The 15,787-nt window shown below is 59.2% G+C and carries 11 protein-coding genes; 9 read left to right on the top strand and 2 right to left on the bottom strand.

All coding sequences use genetic code 11. The features are described 5' to 3' along the window. Positions 1–92: 92 nt before the first annotated feature. Positions 93–1,352 (bottom strand): ROK family transcriptional regulator, encoded by a 1,260-nt coding sequence (locus tag BA011_RS31360; RefSeq protein WP_065283722.1) that lies wholly within the window; start codon positions 1,350–1,352, stop codon positions 93–95. Between the two features lie 284 nt (positions 1,353–1,636). On the opposite strand from BA011_RS31360, the gene BA011_RS31365 reads away from it, so the two are divergent. The 7 genes from BA011_RS31365 to BA011_RS31395 all read left to right on the top strand — a co-directional run bounded on the left by BA011_RS31365 (position 1,637) and on the right by BA011_RS31395 (position 10,791). Further along, positions 1,637–3,091, top strand: a complete 1,455-nt coding sequence (locus tag BA011_RS31365) for an ABC transporter substrate-binding protein (protein ID WP_065283723.1) — start codon at positions 1,637–1,639, stop codon at positions 3,089–3,091. Positions 3,092–3,161: 70 nt separating this feature from the next. Continuing rightward, a complete protein-coding gene (locus tag BA011_RS31370; protein WP_065283724.1) occupies positions 3,162–4,091 on the top strand; it encodes a carbohydrate ABC transporter permease in 930 nt (309 codons plus the stop codon). Between the two features lies 1 nt (position 4,092). Next, complete coding sequence (locus BA011_RS31375) at positions 4,093–4,926, top strand: carbohydrate ABC transporter permease (RefSeq protein ID WP_018517040.1); 834 nt, start codon at positions 4,093–4,095, stop codon at positions 4,924–4,926. A 28-nt stretch (positions 4,927–4,954) separates the two neighbouring features. Beyond that, positions 4,955–5,980, top strand: coding sequence for a Gfo/Idh/MocA family protein (locus BA011_RS31380; protein ID WP_064249279.1), 1,026 nt, complete (start codon positions 4,955–4,957; stop codon positions 5,978–5,980). 80 nt (positions 5,981–6,060) lie between these two features. Continuing rightward, entirely contained in the window at positions 6,061–7,227 is a 1,167-nt protein-coding gene (locus tag BA011_RS31385) for an ABC transporter ATP-binding protein (protein ID WP_065283725.1), read from the top strand. A gap of 679 nt (positions 7,228–7,906) precedes the next feature. Then, positions 7,907–9,229 (top strand): group II intron reverse transcriptase/maturase, encoded by a 1,323-nt coding sequence (ltrA, locus tag BA011_RS31390; protein WP_186806473.1) that lies wholly within the window; start codon positions 7,907–7,909, stop codon positions 9,227–9,229. Between the two features lie 179 nt (positions 9,230–9,408). Further along, positions 9,409–10,791: an IS1380 family transposase gene (locus BA011_RS31395; protein WP_065279426.1), complete on the top strand. Its 1,383-nt coding sequence runs from the start codon at positions 9,409–9,411 to the stop codon at positions 10,789–10,791. A 257-nt stretch (positions 10,792–11,048) separates the two neighbouring features. Here BA011_RS31395 and ltrA (BA011_RS31400) read toward each other — a convergent pair whose 3' ends face one another. After that, on the bottom strand, positions 11,049–12,371 hold the full coding sequence (gene ltrA, locus BA011_RS31400) for a group II intron reverse transcriptase/maturase (RefSeq protein ID WP_186806473.1): 1,323 nt from the start codon (positions 12,369–12,371) through the stop codon (positions 11,049–11,051). A gap of 520 nt (positions 12,372–12,891) precedes the next feature. On the opposite strand from ltrA (BA011_RS31400), the gene BA011_RS31405 reads away from it, so the two are divergent. After that, complete coding sequence (locus BA011_RS31405; protein WP_065283726.1) at positions 12,892–14,799, top strand: methyl-accepting chemotaxis protein; 1,908 nt, start codon at positions 12,892–12,894, stop codon at positions 14,797–14,799. 258 nt (positions 14,800–15,057) lie between these two features. Beyond that, positions 15,058–15,516, top strand: a complete 459-nt coding sequence (locus tag BA011_RS31410; RefSeq protein WP_335727695.1) for a shikimate kinase — start codon at positions 15,058–15,060, stop codon at positions 15,514–15,516. Positions 15,517–15,787: the final 271 nt, after the last annotated feature.

Below are 15,787 nucleotides of genomic sequence, written 5' to 3' on the forward strand. Positions count from 1 at the left end.
ATGATGTCCACGGAGCGGCTCAGGTGCGAGCTGACACTTGCAGGTGCCGGGACGTCGTCTAGATTACGACTCGGCGCCGCTGTGTTGCAGCCTCAAATGACCAGCTTAAGGTGACTCGATAAAACCAAGCCCGCAGCGCCACGCAGCGCCGTATGGCCTTCGCCGATGCCATTCACTGTGATTGATATCTCCTGACCGGGTCTCTTCACCACCAGCTGCTCGACATGCTGCCTGATCAGTTCTGCAGCCTTCACCCCGCCTCCGGCCACGTCTCCGTGTAGAACGTAGGAATTAAGGGACAGCGTTTGCTGCAGGTTGACAATGCCGAAAGCGACGTTGCGTGCGTAACGGTCGAGAAGCTCATGTGCCGCGCCTGAGCCCTCGTTTGCTTCCTTGACTAGCCGAGCGCAGGTGATGATTTTCGGATTGGGAAGGCCCATCCGTGCGGCTTCTTTTCGAAGCCAGGGAAGGGCAGCGACCGTCTCCCAGCAGCCGTGCTTTCCGCAATTGCAAAGGGCACCATCGATCTGCACCACGCTGTGACCGAGCTCACCGCCGGATCCGGCGAGTCCACGATAGACCTTGCCGTCGATGAAGAAGGCGCCGCCGAGAACCTCGCCAGTATAGACTGCTGCGAAATTTTGTTGGCCGCGACCGGGCCCGAACCATCTGTCCCCAACAAGCAAGGCACGGGGGTGATGATCGATGACAACCGGAAGAGAGAAGCGTTCTTGTAGTATTGCTACAAGAGGAAGTCCCGTTAGAACGGGAGCAAGGTTGACGGTAAGAATGGTTCCATTGTCACTGTCGATCATTCCAGCCGACGCCACGCCGATACCGAATGGTGCCTGCTGGGCCTGAGACAAGGTAGACGTAAGTGTCTTGGTCATAATCGCGACAAATGCTTCTCGGTCACCAAACGGATCGAACTCGGCTTTTGTAACAGCCTTTATTTCACCGGTTAGCGCCACAAGGCAGGCTTGTATGGTGCCAGGCAGTAGGAGGACAGCGCCAAGCATCGGTGCGTCGGGGTTGAAATAGAGCGGGCGAGCGGGCTTGCCGCCTTTGACGTCGGAAGGCGAAGCGTCTCCCTCGACGAGGAGCTGATCCTCGATCATTGGCTGCACAATACCAGTTATCGTCGTGCGGTTTACGCCGGCAAGTCGCGCCAGATCTGCCCGGCTTTTTGGCCCGTTGTCATACAATGCTTGTAGAACGCGTCCACGGTTTATGGCGCCAAGTGCCGACTGCGAGACAAGCGTCACGTTGCCGCCACTTTCTCCGGCAGCGACTTCTCTGCTGGCGGGGGTGCGCTGGCCCAACGAATAGGACGGCTGGCTCTCAAACTTCAATTTGCATCTCCAATCTGCTTAATCCTTTGTAGCCTGTACGTTCTCGAACGACCAGACAGCATAAGGCCTTTCCAGTGACGCCAGCAGGATGGCGTGCGCGCGTCGCGGTAAAGCGGAATTTTCACTGCGGCGACTTCTTGACACTAACATAAGTTTGTGCGAGGTACAAACTAACTGCTTACAAAAAGCACGTTAGGGGTAACAATCTCAGTATCGACAAGCGGAAGCCCCGGGCTGCGCTGAAGGGCCGGGGTTGGGATACGAAGCAACTGAGGAGGCTGTTTATGACAATCGATATCGGAAATATGTCGCGACGTGACCTGCTGAAAAGCGCTTCCGTCGCAGCTCTTGTGGCTGGCGCGGGATCGTTGGCCATTCCACGGCGAGGTGCCGCGCAGGATGCGAACACGGTTCGCGTCCTGTCCGTTGAAGACCCATTCTTTTTCTCAATGAAAGCGCTGGTGCCAGAATACGAGAAGGAAACCGGCATCAAGGTGGAACTGGAGAGCCTCTCGTATGACGCCCTTCAGTCTCGCCTAGTGTCTGCTTTTGTCGCCAAGACCTCAGACGCCGACGTCATCGTTGTCGATCAGATGTGGCTCGGGCAGTATCTCGACAATGGCTGGATCATCCCGCTGAATGATTTTATTGCCAAGGACAACGAATTCGATCTCTCAGACTTCATCCCGGAGGTCCTTTACTCCTCGAATATCTGGCGCGGCCAGGTCGGCACGTTGCCGGTCGCCGCCTATGCTCAGGGGGTTATGTACCGCAAGGACGTCTTTGACGAACTCGGCATTGCAGCACCGCCGACCGAGACATCGGAAGACTGGACCTGGACGAAATACGTCGACACCCTGAAGTCGATGGAAGGCAAATCATTTGGCGGCAAGCCGCTCTTCCCAACCGTCGTTTGCGGCTCTCAACCGTCGCCGATCGTCCACATGTTTACGCAGGTCTCAGCAAGCCACGGCGCGAACTGGTTCAAATCATTCCCGGCCGCTCCGTGGGATTTCTCCCCGCAACTGACAAGCCCCGCCTGGATCAAGTCTGTCGAAGTCTACAGGCAGCTCTACAAGTTGTCTCCGCCTGAAGCCATCAATTATGTCTGGTTCGACGCCGGCACCCGTTTCGCCAAGGGCGACATCGGCATGTTCTACTGGTGGACCCCGTACTTCTATCTGATCAAGAATTCCGGCTACATGACCGGCAAGAAGTCGGACGTCATGGAGAAGTATGCAACGGCAGCCTTACCGAAAGCTGAGGGCGTGCCTCAGACGGTCAGCCTCGGCGGCTGGAGCCTTGGCATCCCGTCCAGTTCCGAAAGGCAAGAGGCAGGCTACGCCTTCATCAAATGGGCGACCTCGAAGGCCACGCAGAAGAAAATGGCTCTTTGGCCGGACCTCAACTACCAGTTCTCCGACTTTGCGCGCGTTTCGCTCTATCAAGACGAGGAAGTCAAGGCGATCTATCCGTACCTCGATGTGCAGTATGCGATGATGAAGCAGGGCAACGGCAAGGTCACACGCCCACCTGTACCTGGTTACACGGCTGTCGAAAGCGTGTTGGGTCTCACATTGAACCAGCTTCTGACCGGCAACGAGGAGCCGAAGACCGGCCTCGAGCGCGCGAACAGCCTGTTCGAGAGCATCCTGAAGGGCAATCTCATGATCCCTTATCAAAAGGACAGCTACGCGGATTCTCTTGATGGGGCCAAAGCCCTGATCGCCAAGAAGTAACAGAGTTCTCCTCGGGCCGGCGCGACAGCGATCGCGCCGGCATCCACTAGAAGAAGAACTGGATCTGGCAATGCACACGACAACTGTTCGCTCTCCGCGAGCCTTCGGGCCTACCCGGAAGAGCTTTATCCGACGAAACCTGCCCTACTTTCTGATCGCGCCTTCGGTCGTGATGCTGCTCGCGCTCATCGCCTATCCTTTGCTGTTTGCCCTCAGATCGAGCTTCTACTTCTGGAACCTGCAAATCGGCCCGGAACCGCTCCAGTTCGTTGGGTTCGAAAATTATGTGCAGGCCTTCAACGCATTCGACTTTCGCGCCGCGCTCACCAACACCCTGATCCTGTCGATGCTTGGCACGACACTTGAGTTCACGTTTGGCCTGGCGATCGCGCTCATCCTGCTCAAGGCCTTGCCTGGCATGAACGTTGTGCGTGCCCTGCTGATCCTGCCCACCACGATCGCGCCCATCGTCGTCGGCTTTTTGTTCCGCTACCTCTATGATCCCGGCGGTGGACTGTTGAGCTGGCTGTTGCAGTCGCTCTGGCTCCCCGTTCCCGCAGAGGGAATTCTTGGCTCGCCATCGACAGCACTCGCGGCCATCCTCCTCGTCGACATCTGGCAGTGGACGCCGTTCTTTGCAATCGTCCTCTATGCGAGCCTGCTGGCCGTGCCCGACGAGATTTTGGAGGCCGCACGACTGGATCGGGCGTCTGCGTGGACGATCCTGATGCGGATCAAGCTGCCGCTGATCAAGCGCACCGCGATCATCATCGTCATGCTGCGCTTCATGCAGATCTTCAACACCTTCGACACGGTGCTCGTGCTCACCCGCGGCGGACCGGGCACGTCGACGCGCACCCTTGGATACTCGCTGTACGAGCAGGGCCTTGTCAACTTCAACATAGGCCTAGTCAGCGCAATGACCTGGATCACCGTGCTGATCGTCAATGTCATCGTTGCCCTCTACGTCTTCTTCGCGTTCCGAAACGAGGAGTGGTAAAATGTCCCGGCGCCACACGAGCTTCAACACGGCACTCACCTACGCCGCCGGCCTCCTCTTCCTGGCAATCTTCGTCGGTCCGATCCTCTGGTTCATCGCCCTTGCGATCCGGCCGGCCGAGACGGCGTTCACCATGCCGCCGCAACTCACATTCGAGCCCAATCTCGACGCATTCCGGCACATCCTCGTCGATCCGGGCACCAATGCGCGGCAGCTGGTCAACAGCCTCATCGTCGCGATTGGTGCTGTGCTACTCAATCTGCCCTTTTCGGTTCCTGCGGCCTATGCGTTGTCCCGTTTCAAGCTCCGCGGCAAGAAGAACATCATGTTGTGGTATCTCGGGCTGTTGATGGCCCCGCCGGTCGCATTCCTGATCCCTTATTTCATCCTCATCACGCGCATCGGTCTGCAGGGTTCCTATTTCTCCATGATCCTGGTCCTGCAGACGCTGACGATCCCGTTTTCCGTCTGGTTGATGAAGAGCTTTATCGATGAGGTGCCAGTGGAACTGGAGGAAGCCGCCCGGGTGGACGGCGCCCGTTGGTACACGATCATGTTGCGGATTACGCTGCCGATCGTTCGTCCCGGCATCATTGTCACCTCGATGTTCGCCTTCGTGTTCGCATGGAACAACGCCGCTTTTCCGCTGGTGCTGAGCTCACGCTCGACCGCCACCCTTCCGATCGGAACACTTGGATATTTCGCAACGAGCGGAGTGACCTGGAACTACATCGCCGCCGCCGCAGTGCTCGCGATGATTCCTCCGATGATCATCTTCCTTGTTTTCGATCGATACGTCGTACGAGGCCTCACCTTTGGTTCGGTGAAGGGCTGAGGTTTCCCCTTATGAATGGAGTAATGAAATGAGCAGACTGCGAATGGGCGTCATTGGCGCCGGTCTTTGGGGCGGCAATCACGCCCACACCTTTAATGTCTTGCCGGAGACCGAGCTGGTCGGCGTCTGCGACCTCGATGAGGGCAGGGCGCTGAAGATGAAGGAAACCTACGGCGCAACGCGGGCCTTCACCGATTATCAGAAGCTGATCTCCAGCGATCAGATCGATGCGATCTCGGTTGCGACACCCGACTTTACCCACACGCCGATAATCCTCGCCGCTCTGAAAGCTGACAAACACGTGTTGAGCGAAAAGCCGCTTGCGACGACGGTGAGTGAAGCCGAGGAAATTGCGGCGGCTGCCGCAAAATCCAAGGGCAAGCTGATGATTGATTTCCACAACCGTGTAAATCCCATCCTCGCCCAGGTTCGCGACATGATCCAGGACGGTCAGATCGGCTTGGCCAAACACGGGACCGCGCGGCTTTCGAATACGACATTCGTTCCGTTCGAAATGCTGAGCTGGGCTGCAAAGTCTTCGGCACTCTGGTTCCTGGGCAGCCACCTCGTCGATGTCCTGCGTTTCATTCTCGCAGACGAGGTCGTGCGTGTTTATTCCGTCGCCCGCTCTGGGACACTGTCTGCCGGCGGCGTGGATACGAAAGACTTCCATGCCTCGATCCTTGAATTTTCCAAGGGCACGGTCGTGACCATGGAGAACAGCTGGATCCTGTCGCGCGACAATCCTTCGCTTGTCGATTTCAAGGTCGAGTTCGTTGGTGAAAAGGGCCAGATCCAGGCAGACCCGACCCATAGCGGCGGCCTGCGCCGTATCGTCGACGGCGGACTGAAATACAATGACTACATCGGCATAACGCCAACCGGCGCGACGCGCATCGGTGGCTTCGTATTGGAATCCATCGCTCGCTTCGTCGATAGCGTGGTGCGTGATGCTCCTCTGCTGGCAGATGCACAGGACGGTCTGGAAAACACCAAGATCCTGGCGGCGATCGAGGAATCCGTCGCGACCGGCAATGCTGTGAACATCGGCTAATGCCGGAACCAAAAGCTCGGGGCAAATCCGTGCGGAACAGTTCGGCTTGCCTCGCCCAAAAATACTGGGAGTAAATAAAAATGGCGTCCATGACCTTCGATGGGATAGGCAAGACCTTTCCGGACGGAACCGTTGCCGTTGCGAATGTAAGTTTTTCGGTCGGGGACGGAGAATTCGTCGTGTTGGTCGGCCCGTCCGGTTGTGGCAAGTCGACATTATTGCGGATGGCAGCGGGTCTTGAAACGCTCAACAGCGGGCGGCTGCTGATGGATGACGCTGATGTCACTGAGACCGAGCCCCAGGATCGGGATATTGCGATGGTTTTTCAGAACTACGCGCTTTACCCTCATATGACCGTTTACGACAACATGGCCTTCGGTCTGCAGCAGCGAAAAATGCCGAAGGACAAGATCGACAAGCTGGTGCGCGATGCAGCGGAAATGCTCGATCTCACTCGCTATCTTGAGCGCAAGCCCGGGGCACTGTCCGGCGGGCAGCGCCAACGCGTGGCAATGGGGAGGGCGATTGTTCGCCACCCCTTGGCCTTCCTGATGGATGAACCTCTTTCCAACCTGGATGCCAAGCTCCGCGTGCAGATGCGCGGTGAACTGAAGCTCCTTAATCAGCGGCTCGGCGTCACAACCCTTTATGTGACCCACGATCAGGTCGAGGCTATGACCATGGGCGATCGTGTGGCTGTGCTGAAGCCGGTGTTTAACGGACAGGAGAGTAATCTTCAGCAGATCGATACGCCGCAGATGCTTTACGACAAGCCGTCCAATCTGTTCGTCGCTGGTTTCATCGGCTCGCCCGCCATGAATTTTGTGCGCGTCGAGCTGACGGCGGAAGCCGGGTCGCTCAAAGCTGCGGTAACTGGAACGAAGGTATCCTTTTCCATCCCCGCCAAGGCGGCACTGTCAGCCTATGTAGGGCGACAAGTCATTGTTGGAATTCGCCCGGAGATGTTCCAGGTTTGTCCCGAGTCTGAAGCCTTGTTCAACGAGCAGGTCCCGGTTGCCGAAGCGCTTGGCGCCGACACTTTCGTGTTTTTCAACATCGCGTCACCGCCGGTCAATATCAACGATGCTGAAGATACCGAAGACTTTCCCAATAAGGGTAAGAACCGGCTTGTGGCGCGTATCCCACCGGCGCTGACACCGCGCCCAAATCAACATCTGCCACTGACTGTCGATCTGGAGAAGTTGCACTGGTTCGATCCGGTAACTGGAACTGCGATCCGCGATTGACAGACATGCATGAACTATCGCCAAACTAGGGGTTCAACTCTTTTCTCCTGCCCTCCCAGGCAACTTGGCTGTCGTCGAATACGAGGTCGGCGGCAGCCATTTTTTTCTTAGAATTCAAGAATTCAAATGATCAGAACCTAGACATCCATGCACCGTGAGTGAGACCGGGCTTAGCCCGAATCTCTCAGTGCGCCCCGACGGCGCGTAACACCAGTGGAGGAAGGTTCCACCCAGATAATTGTCGATAGGTCTGGTAGCTGACGAGCGGCTTGGCAGGGTAACCGGCCGGGCCGAAGCCTCGTGACAAAGGCCGCCTTGGGCGGTTGAGCAATCCAGTGGGCCGTAACGAGTGTGAAGCCTGAGCAGGCCTCGAAAGTGAAGATGCGGATGCCGACCCTCCTGAGATTAGGGGAAGGCAGCACGAGCGGGGAAGAAATCGACGAGCGCACCCGCTCGATTCGCCGGGGTAGTGGGCACGGCACGCTGGAAAGGTGGTGCGGGTAATCGGGGGAGACCCGTCCCGGGCGAGGGTAGCGGCCTCAACGGCGTGCTTGGCACGCCGGTCTGGAGCGGGAGTCGGACAGGGTCATACTACTGCTGAGGCCGGGTAATGCCGGTGGAGGGAAGGCCCCTGACTTCTGGTGTGCTTTTGACGATGATGAGGTGGAGGTGATTGGCGATGAGCCTGCAAACGCCTGATAAGATCCGGACTCTTCAGAGGAAGCTGTATCGTAAAGCGAAGGCGGAGCCTGCCTTCCGCTTTTACGCTCTCTACGACAAGATCTGTCGCGACGACATTCTGTACCATGCCTATCGGCTAGCCCGCTCCAATGCTGGTTCGCCGGGCGTCGACGGCGTGACGTTCGCGCGGATCGAGGCGGCGGGAGCGCAGGAGTGGCTGGCGGGACTGCGCGAGGAACTCGTTTCGAAAACGTATCGGCCCCAACTGGTACGACGGGTCATGCTACCAAAGCCTGGAGGTGGAGAAAGGCCGCTCGGTATTCCGACTATTCGGGATCGTGTCGTCCAGACTGCCGCCAAGCTGGTGCTTGAACCGATCTTCGAGGCGGATTTCGAGGATAGCGCCTATGGCTATCGCCCCAATCGGGGTGGTGGTCAGGCGGTCAAGGAGGTGCACCGGCTAATATGCCGGGGTTACACCGATGTGGTCGACGCTGATTTGTCGGGATATTTCGACTCGATTCCGCACGCGGACCTTCTACGATCCGTGGCCCGCAGGGTCGTCGACAGGCATGTGCTGCATCTTATCAAGATGTGGCTGAAAGCGCCTGTTGAAGAACGGGATGGCGACGGCAAGCGGCGCATGAGTGGTGGTCGCAACGCAACGAGCGGAACGCCTCAGGGCGGTGTCGCGAGTCCGATGCTGGCCAACATCTACATGAACCGTTTCCTGAAGCATTGGCGGCAGACCGCACGGGGAGAAGCGTTCCAAGCCCACGTCGTTTCCTACGCCGACGACTTCGTCATCCTCAGCCGTGGTTATGCGGAAGAGGCTCTGTCGTGGACGCGGCTGGTTATGGCGAAGCTCGGGCTCACCCTCAATGAGGCGAAAACCTCGGTGAGGAATGCACGACAGGAGCATTTCGACTTCCTTGGCTATAGCTTTGGCCCCGAGCATTTTCGCAAGGATGGTCATTGGTATCTGGGCGCAAGCCCATCTCGGAAAAGTGTCCAGCGGCTCAAGAAAAAGGTGAGCGATTTGCTCGTGCCCGGTGAGATGGGGACATGGCCCGACGTGCGGAACCGGCTCAACCGCCTTTTGCGCGGCTGGTCGACCTACTTCGGTTATGGCTCCCGCCTTCCGGCATATCGGGCGGTCGACAACCATGTTTACGAGCGTGTGCGAAACTTCCTCACGCGGCGGCACAAGGTGGCAGGGCGCGGGTCGCACCGTTTCTCCGATGACTATGTCTTTGGAGAGGGCGGTGTGCTGCGCCTTCGACGCGTCCACATCGGGCCACCTCCGAGAGCTATGCGGTGAAGCCAGTCGGAAAGCCGGATGCCGGAAATCGGCACGTCCGGTTTGACGAGCGGGGACAGGAAACGGGACTCATGTCACCGCGCCTGTCCTCGACTCTACAAGTAAGGGGTGCATCGGGCCTGCGAATCTGAGAAACTGCTTTTACGACAAAGGCTTACCAGATCCGTTACGGAGGCCCGATGCAAACACACTGTATCTCCGCGCAGTTCGGATTTAAAGGCTTCGACGGCCACAAAGTTATCGCTGGTTTTGACGGCGGCGCGATCACCTCGGATGCCGGTGCGCTGCTGCTTCGCCACGTCGATGGGGCCATCGGGCTATTCGACCGGGTGGCCGGCTGCTTCATTGATGGCCGCGATCGCAAGTGCACGGTCCACAGCATGCGCACGCTGGTCGGGCAGCGCATTGCAGCGATCGCGCTGGGCTATGAGGATGTCGACGATCACGACACGCTGCGCCACGACCCGGTACTTGCGCTGCTGTCGGAGCGGCTGACGCCGAAGCGACAAGACTGTGCGGTGCTTGCCGGCAAATCCACGTTGAACCGGCTGGAGCACGGCCGCCCCGGCGCGCCGACGCGCTATCATAAGATCGCCTATGACGCAGGGGCGCTGGAAGCGCTATTCGTGGAGCTGTTCGTGGACGCACACGACAGGCCGCCGGAGGAGATCGTGCTCGATCTCGACGCCACCGACGATCCGCTGCACGGCCATCAGGAAGGGCGGTTCTTCCACGGCTATTATGACGGCTATTGCTATTTGCCGCTCTACATCTTTTGCGGCCGGCATCTGCTTTCGGCCAAGCTGCGACGCTCCAATATCGACGCCAGCGCCGGCGCGGTCGAGGAGGTCGGGCGGATCGTCAAGCAGATCCGCGCGCGCTGGCCCAACGTGCGCATCATCCTGCGGGCCGATTCCGGCTTTGCCCGCGACGAACTGATGGACTGGTGCGAGGCAAACGGCGTCGACTATGTCTTTGGCCTTGCCCGCAACAAGCGGTTGGAAAAGAAGATCGCCGAGGCCCTGGAGGAAGCGAGCCTTGCGGCCAAGGCAAGCGGCCAGGCTGCCCGCGTCTTCCGCGACTTCCTGTGGTCGACGAAGGGCAGCTGGTCATGCCGGCGGCGGGTGGTGGCCAAGGCCGAATGGACGATGGCGGGGGCCAATCCGCGCTTCATCGTCACCTCGCTGGAACCGGAATACTGGGCGGCACAACCGCTTTACGAGGAGCTTTACTGCGCCCGTGGCGATATGGAGAACCGCATCAAGGAATGCCAGCTCGATCTCTATGCCGACCGCACCAGCGCCCACACCATGCGCGCCAATCAGTTGCGGCTCTGGTTTGCATCCTTGGCCTATGTGCTGATCTGTGCGCTACGCCGCCTCGGCCTCACCGGTAGCCGCCTTGCCGATGCCACCTGCGGCACGATCCGATTGAAGCTCTTGAAGATCGGCGCCCAGGTCCGCATCTCGGTCCGCCGCATCAAGGTGGCGATGGCTTCGGCCTGCCCATATGCCGAGGAATTTGCCCTGGCTCACGCCCGAATATGCGCCGCGGCCCGATGATGCCGCCGGACCCGAGCCCTTCCCGCCAACGACAGAGGATACATCGCCGGACCAGACAAAACGCCCAACATCGCGGCGACGGCCGCCCGCGTCCTCGGCGGGGAGCCCAGCCCCGACCGCCGCCAACAGCCCAACGTCAACCAACGCCACAGGCGCTGGTAGAGTCGAGGACAGGCGCGGTGACATGAGTCCCGTTTCCTGTCCCCGCTCGTCAAACCGGACGTGCCGATTTCCGGCATCCGGCTTTCCGACTGGCTTCACCGCATAGCTCTCGGAGGTGGCCCGATGTGGACGCGTCGAAGGCGCAGCACACCGCCCTCTCCAAAGACATAGTCATCGGAGAAACGGTGCGACCCGCGCCCTGCCACCTTGTGCCGCCGCGTGAGGAAGTTTCGCACACGCTCGTAAACATGGTTGTCGACCGCCCGATATGCCGGAAGGCGGGAGCCATAACCGAAGTAGGTCGACCAGCCGCGCAAAAGGCGGTTGAGCCGGTTCCGCACGTCGGGCCATGTCCCCATCTCACCGGGCACGAGCAAATCGCTCACCTTTTTCTTGAGCCGCTGGACACTTTTCCGAGATGGGCTTGCGCCCAGATACCAATGACCATCCTTGCGAAAATGCTCGGGGCCAAAGCTATAGCCAAGGAAGTCGAAATGCTCCTGTCGTGCATTCCTCACCGAGGTTTTCGCCTCATTGAGGGTGAGCCCGAGCTTCGCCATAACCAGCCGCGTCCACGACAGAGCCTCTTCCGCATAACCACGGCTGAGGATGACGAAGTCGTCGGCGTAGGAAACGACGTGGGCTTGGAACGCTTCTCCCCGTGCGGTCTGCCGCCAATGCTTCAGGAAACGGTTCATGTAGATGTTGGCCAGCATCGGACTCGCGACACCGCCCTGAGGCGTTCCGCTCGTTGCGTTGCGACCACCACTCATGCGCCGCTTGCCGTCGCCATCCCGTTCTTCAACAGGCGCTTTCAGCCACATCTTGATAAGATGCAGCACATGCCTGTCGACGACCCTGCGGGCCACGGATCGTAGAAGGTCCGCGTGCGGAATCGAGTCGAAATATCCCGACAAATCAGCGTCGACCACATCGGTGTAACCCCGGCATATTAGCCGGTGCACCTCCTTGACCGCCTGACCACCACCCCGATTGGGGCGATAGCCATAGGCGCTATCCTCGAAATCCGCCTCGAAGATCGGTTCAAGCACCAGCTTGGCGGCAGTCTGGACGACACGATCCCGAATAGTCGGAATACCGAGCGGCCTTTCTCCACCTCCAGGCTTTGGTAGCATGACCCGTCGTACCAGTTGGGGCCGATACGTTTTCGAAACGAGTTCCTCGCGCAGTCCCGCCAGCCACTCCTGCGCTCCCGCCGCCTCGATCCGCGCGAACGTCACGCCGTCGACGCCCGGCGAACCAGCATTGGAGCGGGCTAGCCGATAGGCATGGTACAGAATGTCGTCGCGACAGATCTTGTCGTAGAGAGCGTAAAAGCGGAAGGCAGGCTCCGCCTTCGCTTTACGATACAGCTTCCTCTGAAGAGTCCGGATCTTATCAGGCGTTTGCAGGCTCATCGCCAATCACCTCCACCTCATCATCGTCAAAAGCACACCAGAAGTCAGGGGCCTTCCCTCCACCGGCATTACCCGGCCTCAGCAGTAGTATGACCCTGTCCGACTCCCGCTCCAGACCGGCGTGCCAAGCACGCCGTTGAGGCCGCTACCCTCGCCCGGGACGGGTCTCCCCCGATTACCCGCACCACCTTTCCAGCGTGCCGTGCCCACTACCCCGGCGAATCGAGCGGGTGCGCTCGTCGATTTCTTCCCCGCTCGTGCTGCCTTCCCCTAATCTCAGGAGGGTCGGCATCCGCATCTTCACTTTCGAGGCCTGCTCAGGCTTCACACTCGTTACGGCCCACTGGATTGCTCAACCGCCCAAGGCGGCCTTTGTCACGAGGCTTCGGCCCGGCCGGTTACCCTGCCAAGCCGCTCGTCAGCTACCAGACCTATCGACAATTATCTGGGTGGAACCTTCCTCCACTGGTGTTACGCGCCGTCGGGGCGCACTGAGAGATGCGGGTTAGAGGAGTGGCTTGTGAAACACGTTTCCATTGTCGGAAAGTTCTTTGTCATCATGGCCGTCTTTGGTGTCACGGCGTTCGGTCTGACGGTCTACCAGAGCAGGCAGATGCTGAAGGTAAACGACAGCTACCAGGCGCTTCTCGACAGAGATGCATCTGCAGCGCTTCGCTTGACACAGTCGAACCGAAGTCTTGAAACAGCGCGTGCCAGCATCAGCGACATGGTGATGACGCGGTCAAAAGAGGCGAGGGCGCGCGCAGAAGCTGGCCTGAATGACGCTCGAGGAAACTTCGTCAGGTTCATGGATCTGGCGATCGCTGCGGTTCCGGAGCAGAGCGAACTCCCAAAGTTGAAGGCGGATGGATTCTCTGTACTGACCGATACGTGTGGTGCAGCAATCGCAGTGGCGCGCAGTGCGACCAGTGAAGCCGAGCTTGCCATGGTGCAGCAACTCTATCTCACTTTGTGCCAGCCCGCCTTTGCTGCCATCTCGCCAAGATTCACATCCGTGACAGAACAACTTGCCTCCGGCGCAGACCACAAGCGTGCTGATGTTTCACGCGTTGTCCGTGACACGTCAGTGCTGAGTCTGGGAGCAGCTATCGTTGCACTCCTCGCCATATCCTGCTTCGGTTTTCTCGCAATTCGCTCGTGGTTGGTCAAACCGATCAAGCAGATGGTTTCGACAATGAAGGTAATCGCAGATGGCGATCTCACGTCGACCGTCGAGGGAACGATTCGTCGCGATGAGATCGGATCGATGGCCCGGGCTGTACAGGTCTTCAAAGATAACGAGTTAAGGGCGCGGGACCTTGAAAAGGATGTGGAGACCACTCGCGGCGTGAGTGAACTTGAACGTGCCCGTGTCGCTGGGGCGGAGCGTCAGCGGGCGCAGGATATGGCTGAGGCCACGTCCGGGTTGGCAGAGGGCTTGAAACATCTCGCCGGCGGCAACCTCGTGTTCAGGCTCGACGACAATTTTGCCGAGGACTTCGAACCGTTGCGCGCAAACTTCAACGCTGCTGTTGTTCAACTCGCGGAAAGCTTGAAAGCTGTGTCCAACGCCACCGGATCGATCGATGATGGCGCGCAGGAAATCAGTTTGAGTGCGCAGGACCTGTCTCGCCGCACAGAGCATCGGGCCGCTTCCCTGGAGCAGACCGCCGCCGCTCTGGATCAGATTACCCAAAACGTCGCCAGCTCCAGCACGCGCACAGCCGAGGCTCGACACGTTGCCATCGAGGCGAACAAGTCGGCGCGCCATTCCGGTGAAGTGGTCTCCAGCGCGGTCGCGGCGATGCAACGCATCGAACGGTCATCCTCACAAATCTCGAGTAATGTCGGTGTCATCGACGAAATCGCGTTTCAGACAAATCTCCTGGCGCTCAACGCAGGCGTCGAGGCCGCACGGTCGGGCGAGGCCGGAAAAGGTTTTGCAGTTGTTGCCCAAGAGGTGCGGGAGCTTGCTCAACGCTCCGCGCACGCCGCAAAAGAGATCAAGGATCTGATCCTCAATTCGGTCGATGAGGTCAGCAATGGTGTCAAACTGGTCCGCGATACCGGCGACACGCTCAAGATCATCGAGGAACAGATAGTGCTGATCAACACTCAGCTTGATGCCGTCACGGCCGCTTCCAACGAGCAGTCCGTAACCCTTTCTGAGGTCAACCGGACAGTTAATCAGATGGATCAGGTTACGCAGCAAAATGCTGCGATGGCCGAGGAATCCACGGCTGCGAGTGCGGCGCTTGCCGCCGAGGCAAAACGGTTGCGCGGGATTGTGTCGGAGTTTCAGATTGACGCAGGCGACACGACTAATGGCCGGCAAGACGGTGATACCGATCCGGACTCGGCGTCTTCGCCAGCTCATGCGATGCTAACACAGGTTGCGCAAAGACTTGGAATGGCAAGGGGCGTTTGAACAGCGGAACGCTATCGGTCGTGAGGGCACAGCCGTGGCGCTCCGCAGCTTCGAATTATATCAATAGATTATGTAGCAATTTCGTAGTGGGCGCCATGAACATGTCTCTCAATCCTCAGCCGGAACCGGCTCTGCTCGCCGCTCTCGGTGGACGCTGCGTTGTGCTCATCGGTATGATGGGCTCAGGCAAGACGTCGGCCGGCCGGCCGGCCGCTTGCGGCGCGACTCGGGCTCGATTTTGCCGATGCTGATGCCGAAATCGAAGCGGCGCATCGCATGACGATCCCGCAAATCTTTGCCCGGCACGGCGAGCGCTATTTTCGCGACGGCGAGCGGCGCGTGCTCGCGCGGTTCCTGGCCGAAGGGCCGAAAGTGGTGGCGACCGGCGGCGGCGCCTTCATGAATGCCGAGACCCGTGCGCAGATTGCGGAGCAGGGGGTGTCGATATGGCTGAAAGCCGATTTTGAAGTATTGATCCGCCGCGTGCGCCGGCGCGCCAACCGGCCGCTGCTGCAAACGCCCGATCCCCAAGGCGCCCTGCGCAAATTGATCGATGACCGTTACCCAACTTATGCTCTAGCCGACGTGACGGTAGTGTCGGACGGCGGCCCGCACGAAATGGTCGCGGCGAAAACGATGCAGGCTTTGATGTCCTATGTGAATGTTCACGCCGTGACGCGGGCGCGCCCGGCCGTGACGGAAGAGAGTATTTCATGACCAAGTGGCTGCGGCCCAACTGCGGCCGAATCGCCGTGCGATCGGCGAGGGGCCGGAGGGTGTGCAGGACGCGCTTGAGCGTTAGCAGTGGCGGGACGGCAGGCCTGCGACGAATTTCATTCTCGTTCTCTTCCCCGTTTCTCCTTGGCGTCCATCTCACAAACGATCCAACTGACCGCACACGGGTGGCGCCCCGCAGTCTCAAGTGATATGTGCTTCGAACAACCGCTTCGGTCGAAGCGTTGTCCCCGAAGCTATGAAGAGATCGCAA

This window comes from Rhizobium leguminosarum (genome assembly GCF_001679785.1).
Classification (GTDB): domain Bacteria; phylum Pseudomonadota; class Alphaproteobacteria; order Rhizobiales; family Rhizobiaceae; genus Rhizobium; species Rhizobium leguminosarum_R.

Coding starts and splice junctions, on each gene's coding strand:
- BA011_RS31365 (WP_065283723.1), top strand. CDS start 1,637: ATGACAATCGATATCGGAAATATGTCGCGACGTGACCTGCTGAAAAGC.
- BA011_RS31370 (WP_065283724.1), top strand. CDS start 3,162: ATGCACACGACAACTGTTCGCTCTCCGCGAGCCTTCGGGCCTACCCGG.
- BA011_RS31375 (WP_018517040.1), top strand. CDS start 4,093: ATGTCCCGGCGCCACACGAGCTTCAACACGGCACTCACCTACGCCGCC.
- BA011_RS31380 (WP_064249279.1), top strand. CDS start 4,955: ATGAGCAGACTGCGAATGGGCGTCATTGGCGCCGGTCTTTGGGGCGGC.
- BA011_RS31385 (WP_065283725.1), top strand. CDS start 6,061: ATGGCGTCCATGACCTTCGATGGGATAGGCAAGACCTTTCCGGACGGA.
- ltrA (WP_186806473.1), top strand. CDS start 7,907: ATGAGCCTGCAAACGCCTGATAAGATCCGGACTCTTCAGAGGAAGCTG.
- BA011_RS31395 (WP_065279426.1), top strand. CDS start 9,409: ATGCAAACACACTGTATCTCCGCGCAGTTCGGATTTAAAGGCTTCGAC.
- ltrA (WP_186806473.1), bottom strand. CDS start 12,371: ATGAGCCTGCAAACGCCTGATAAGATCCGGACTCTTCAGAGGAAGCTG.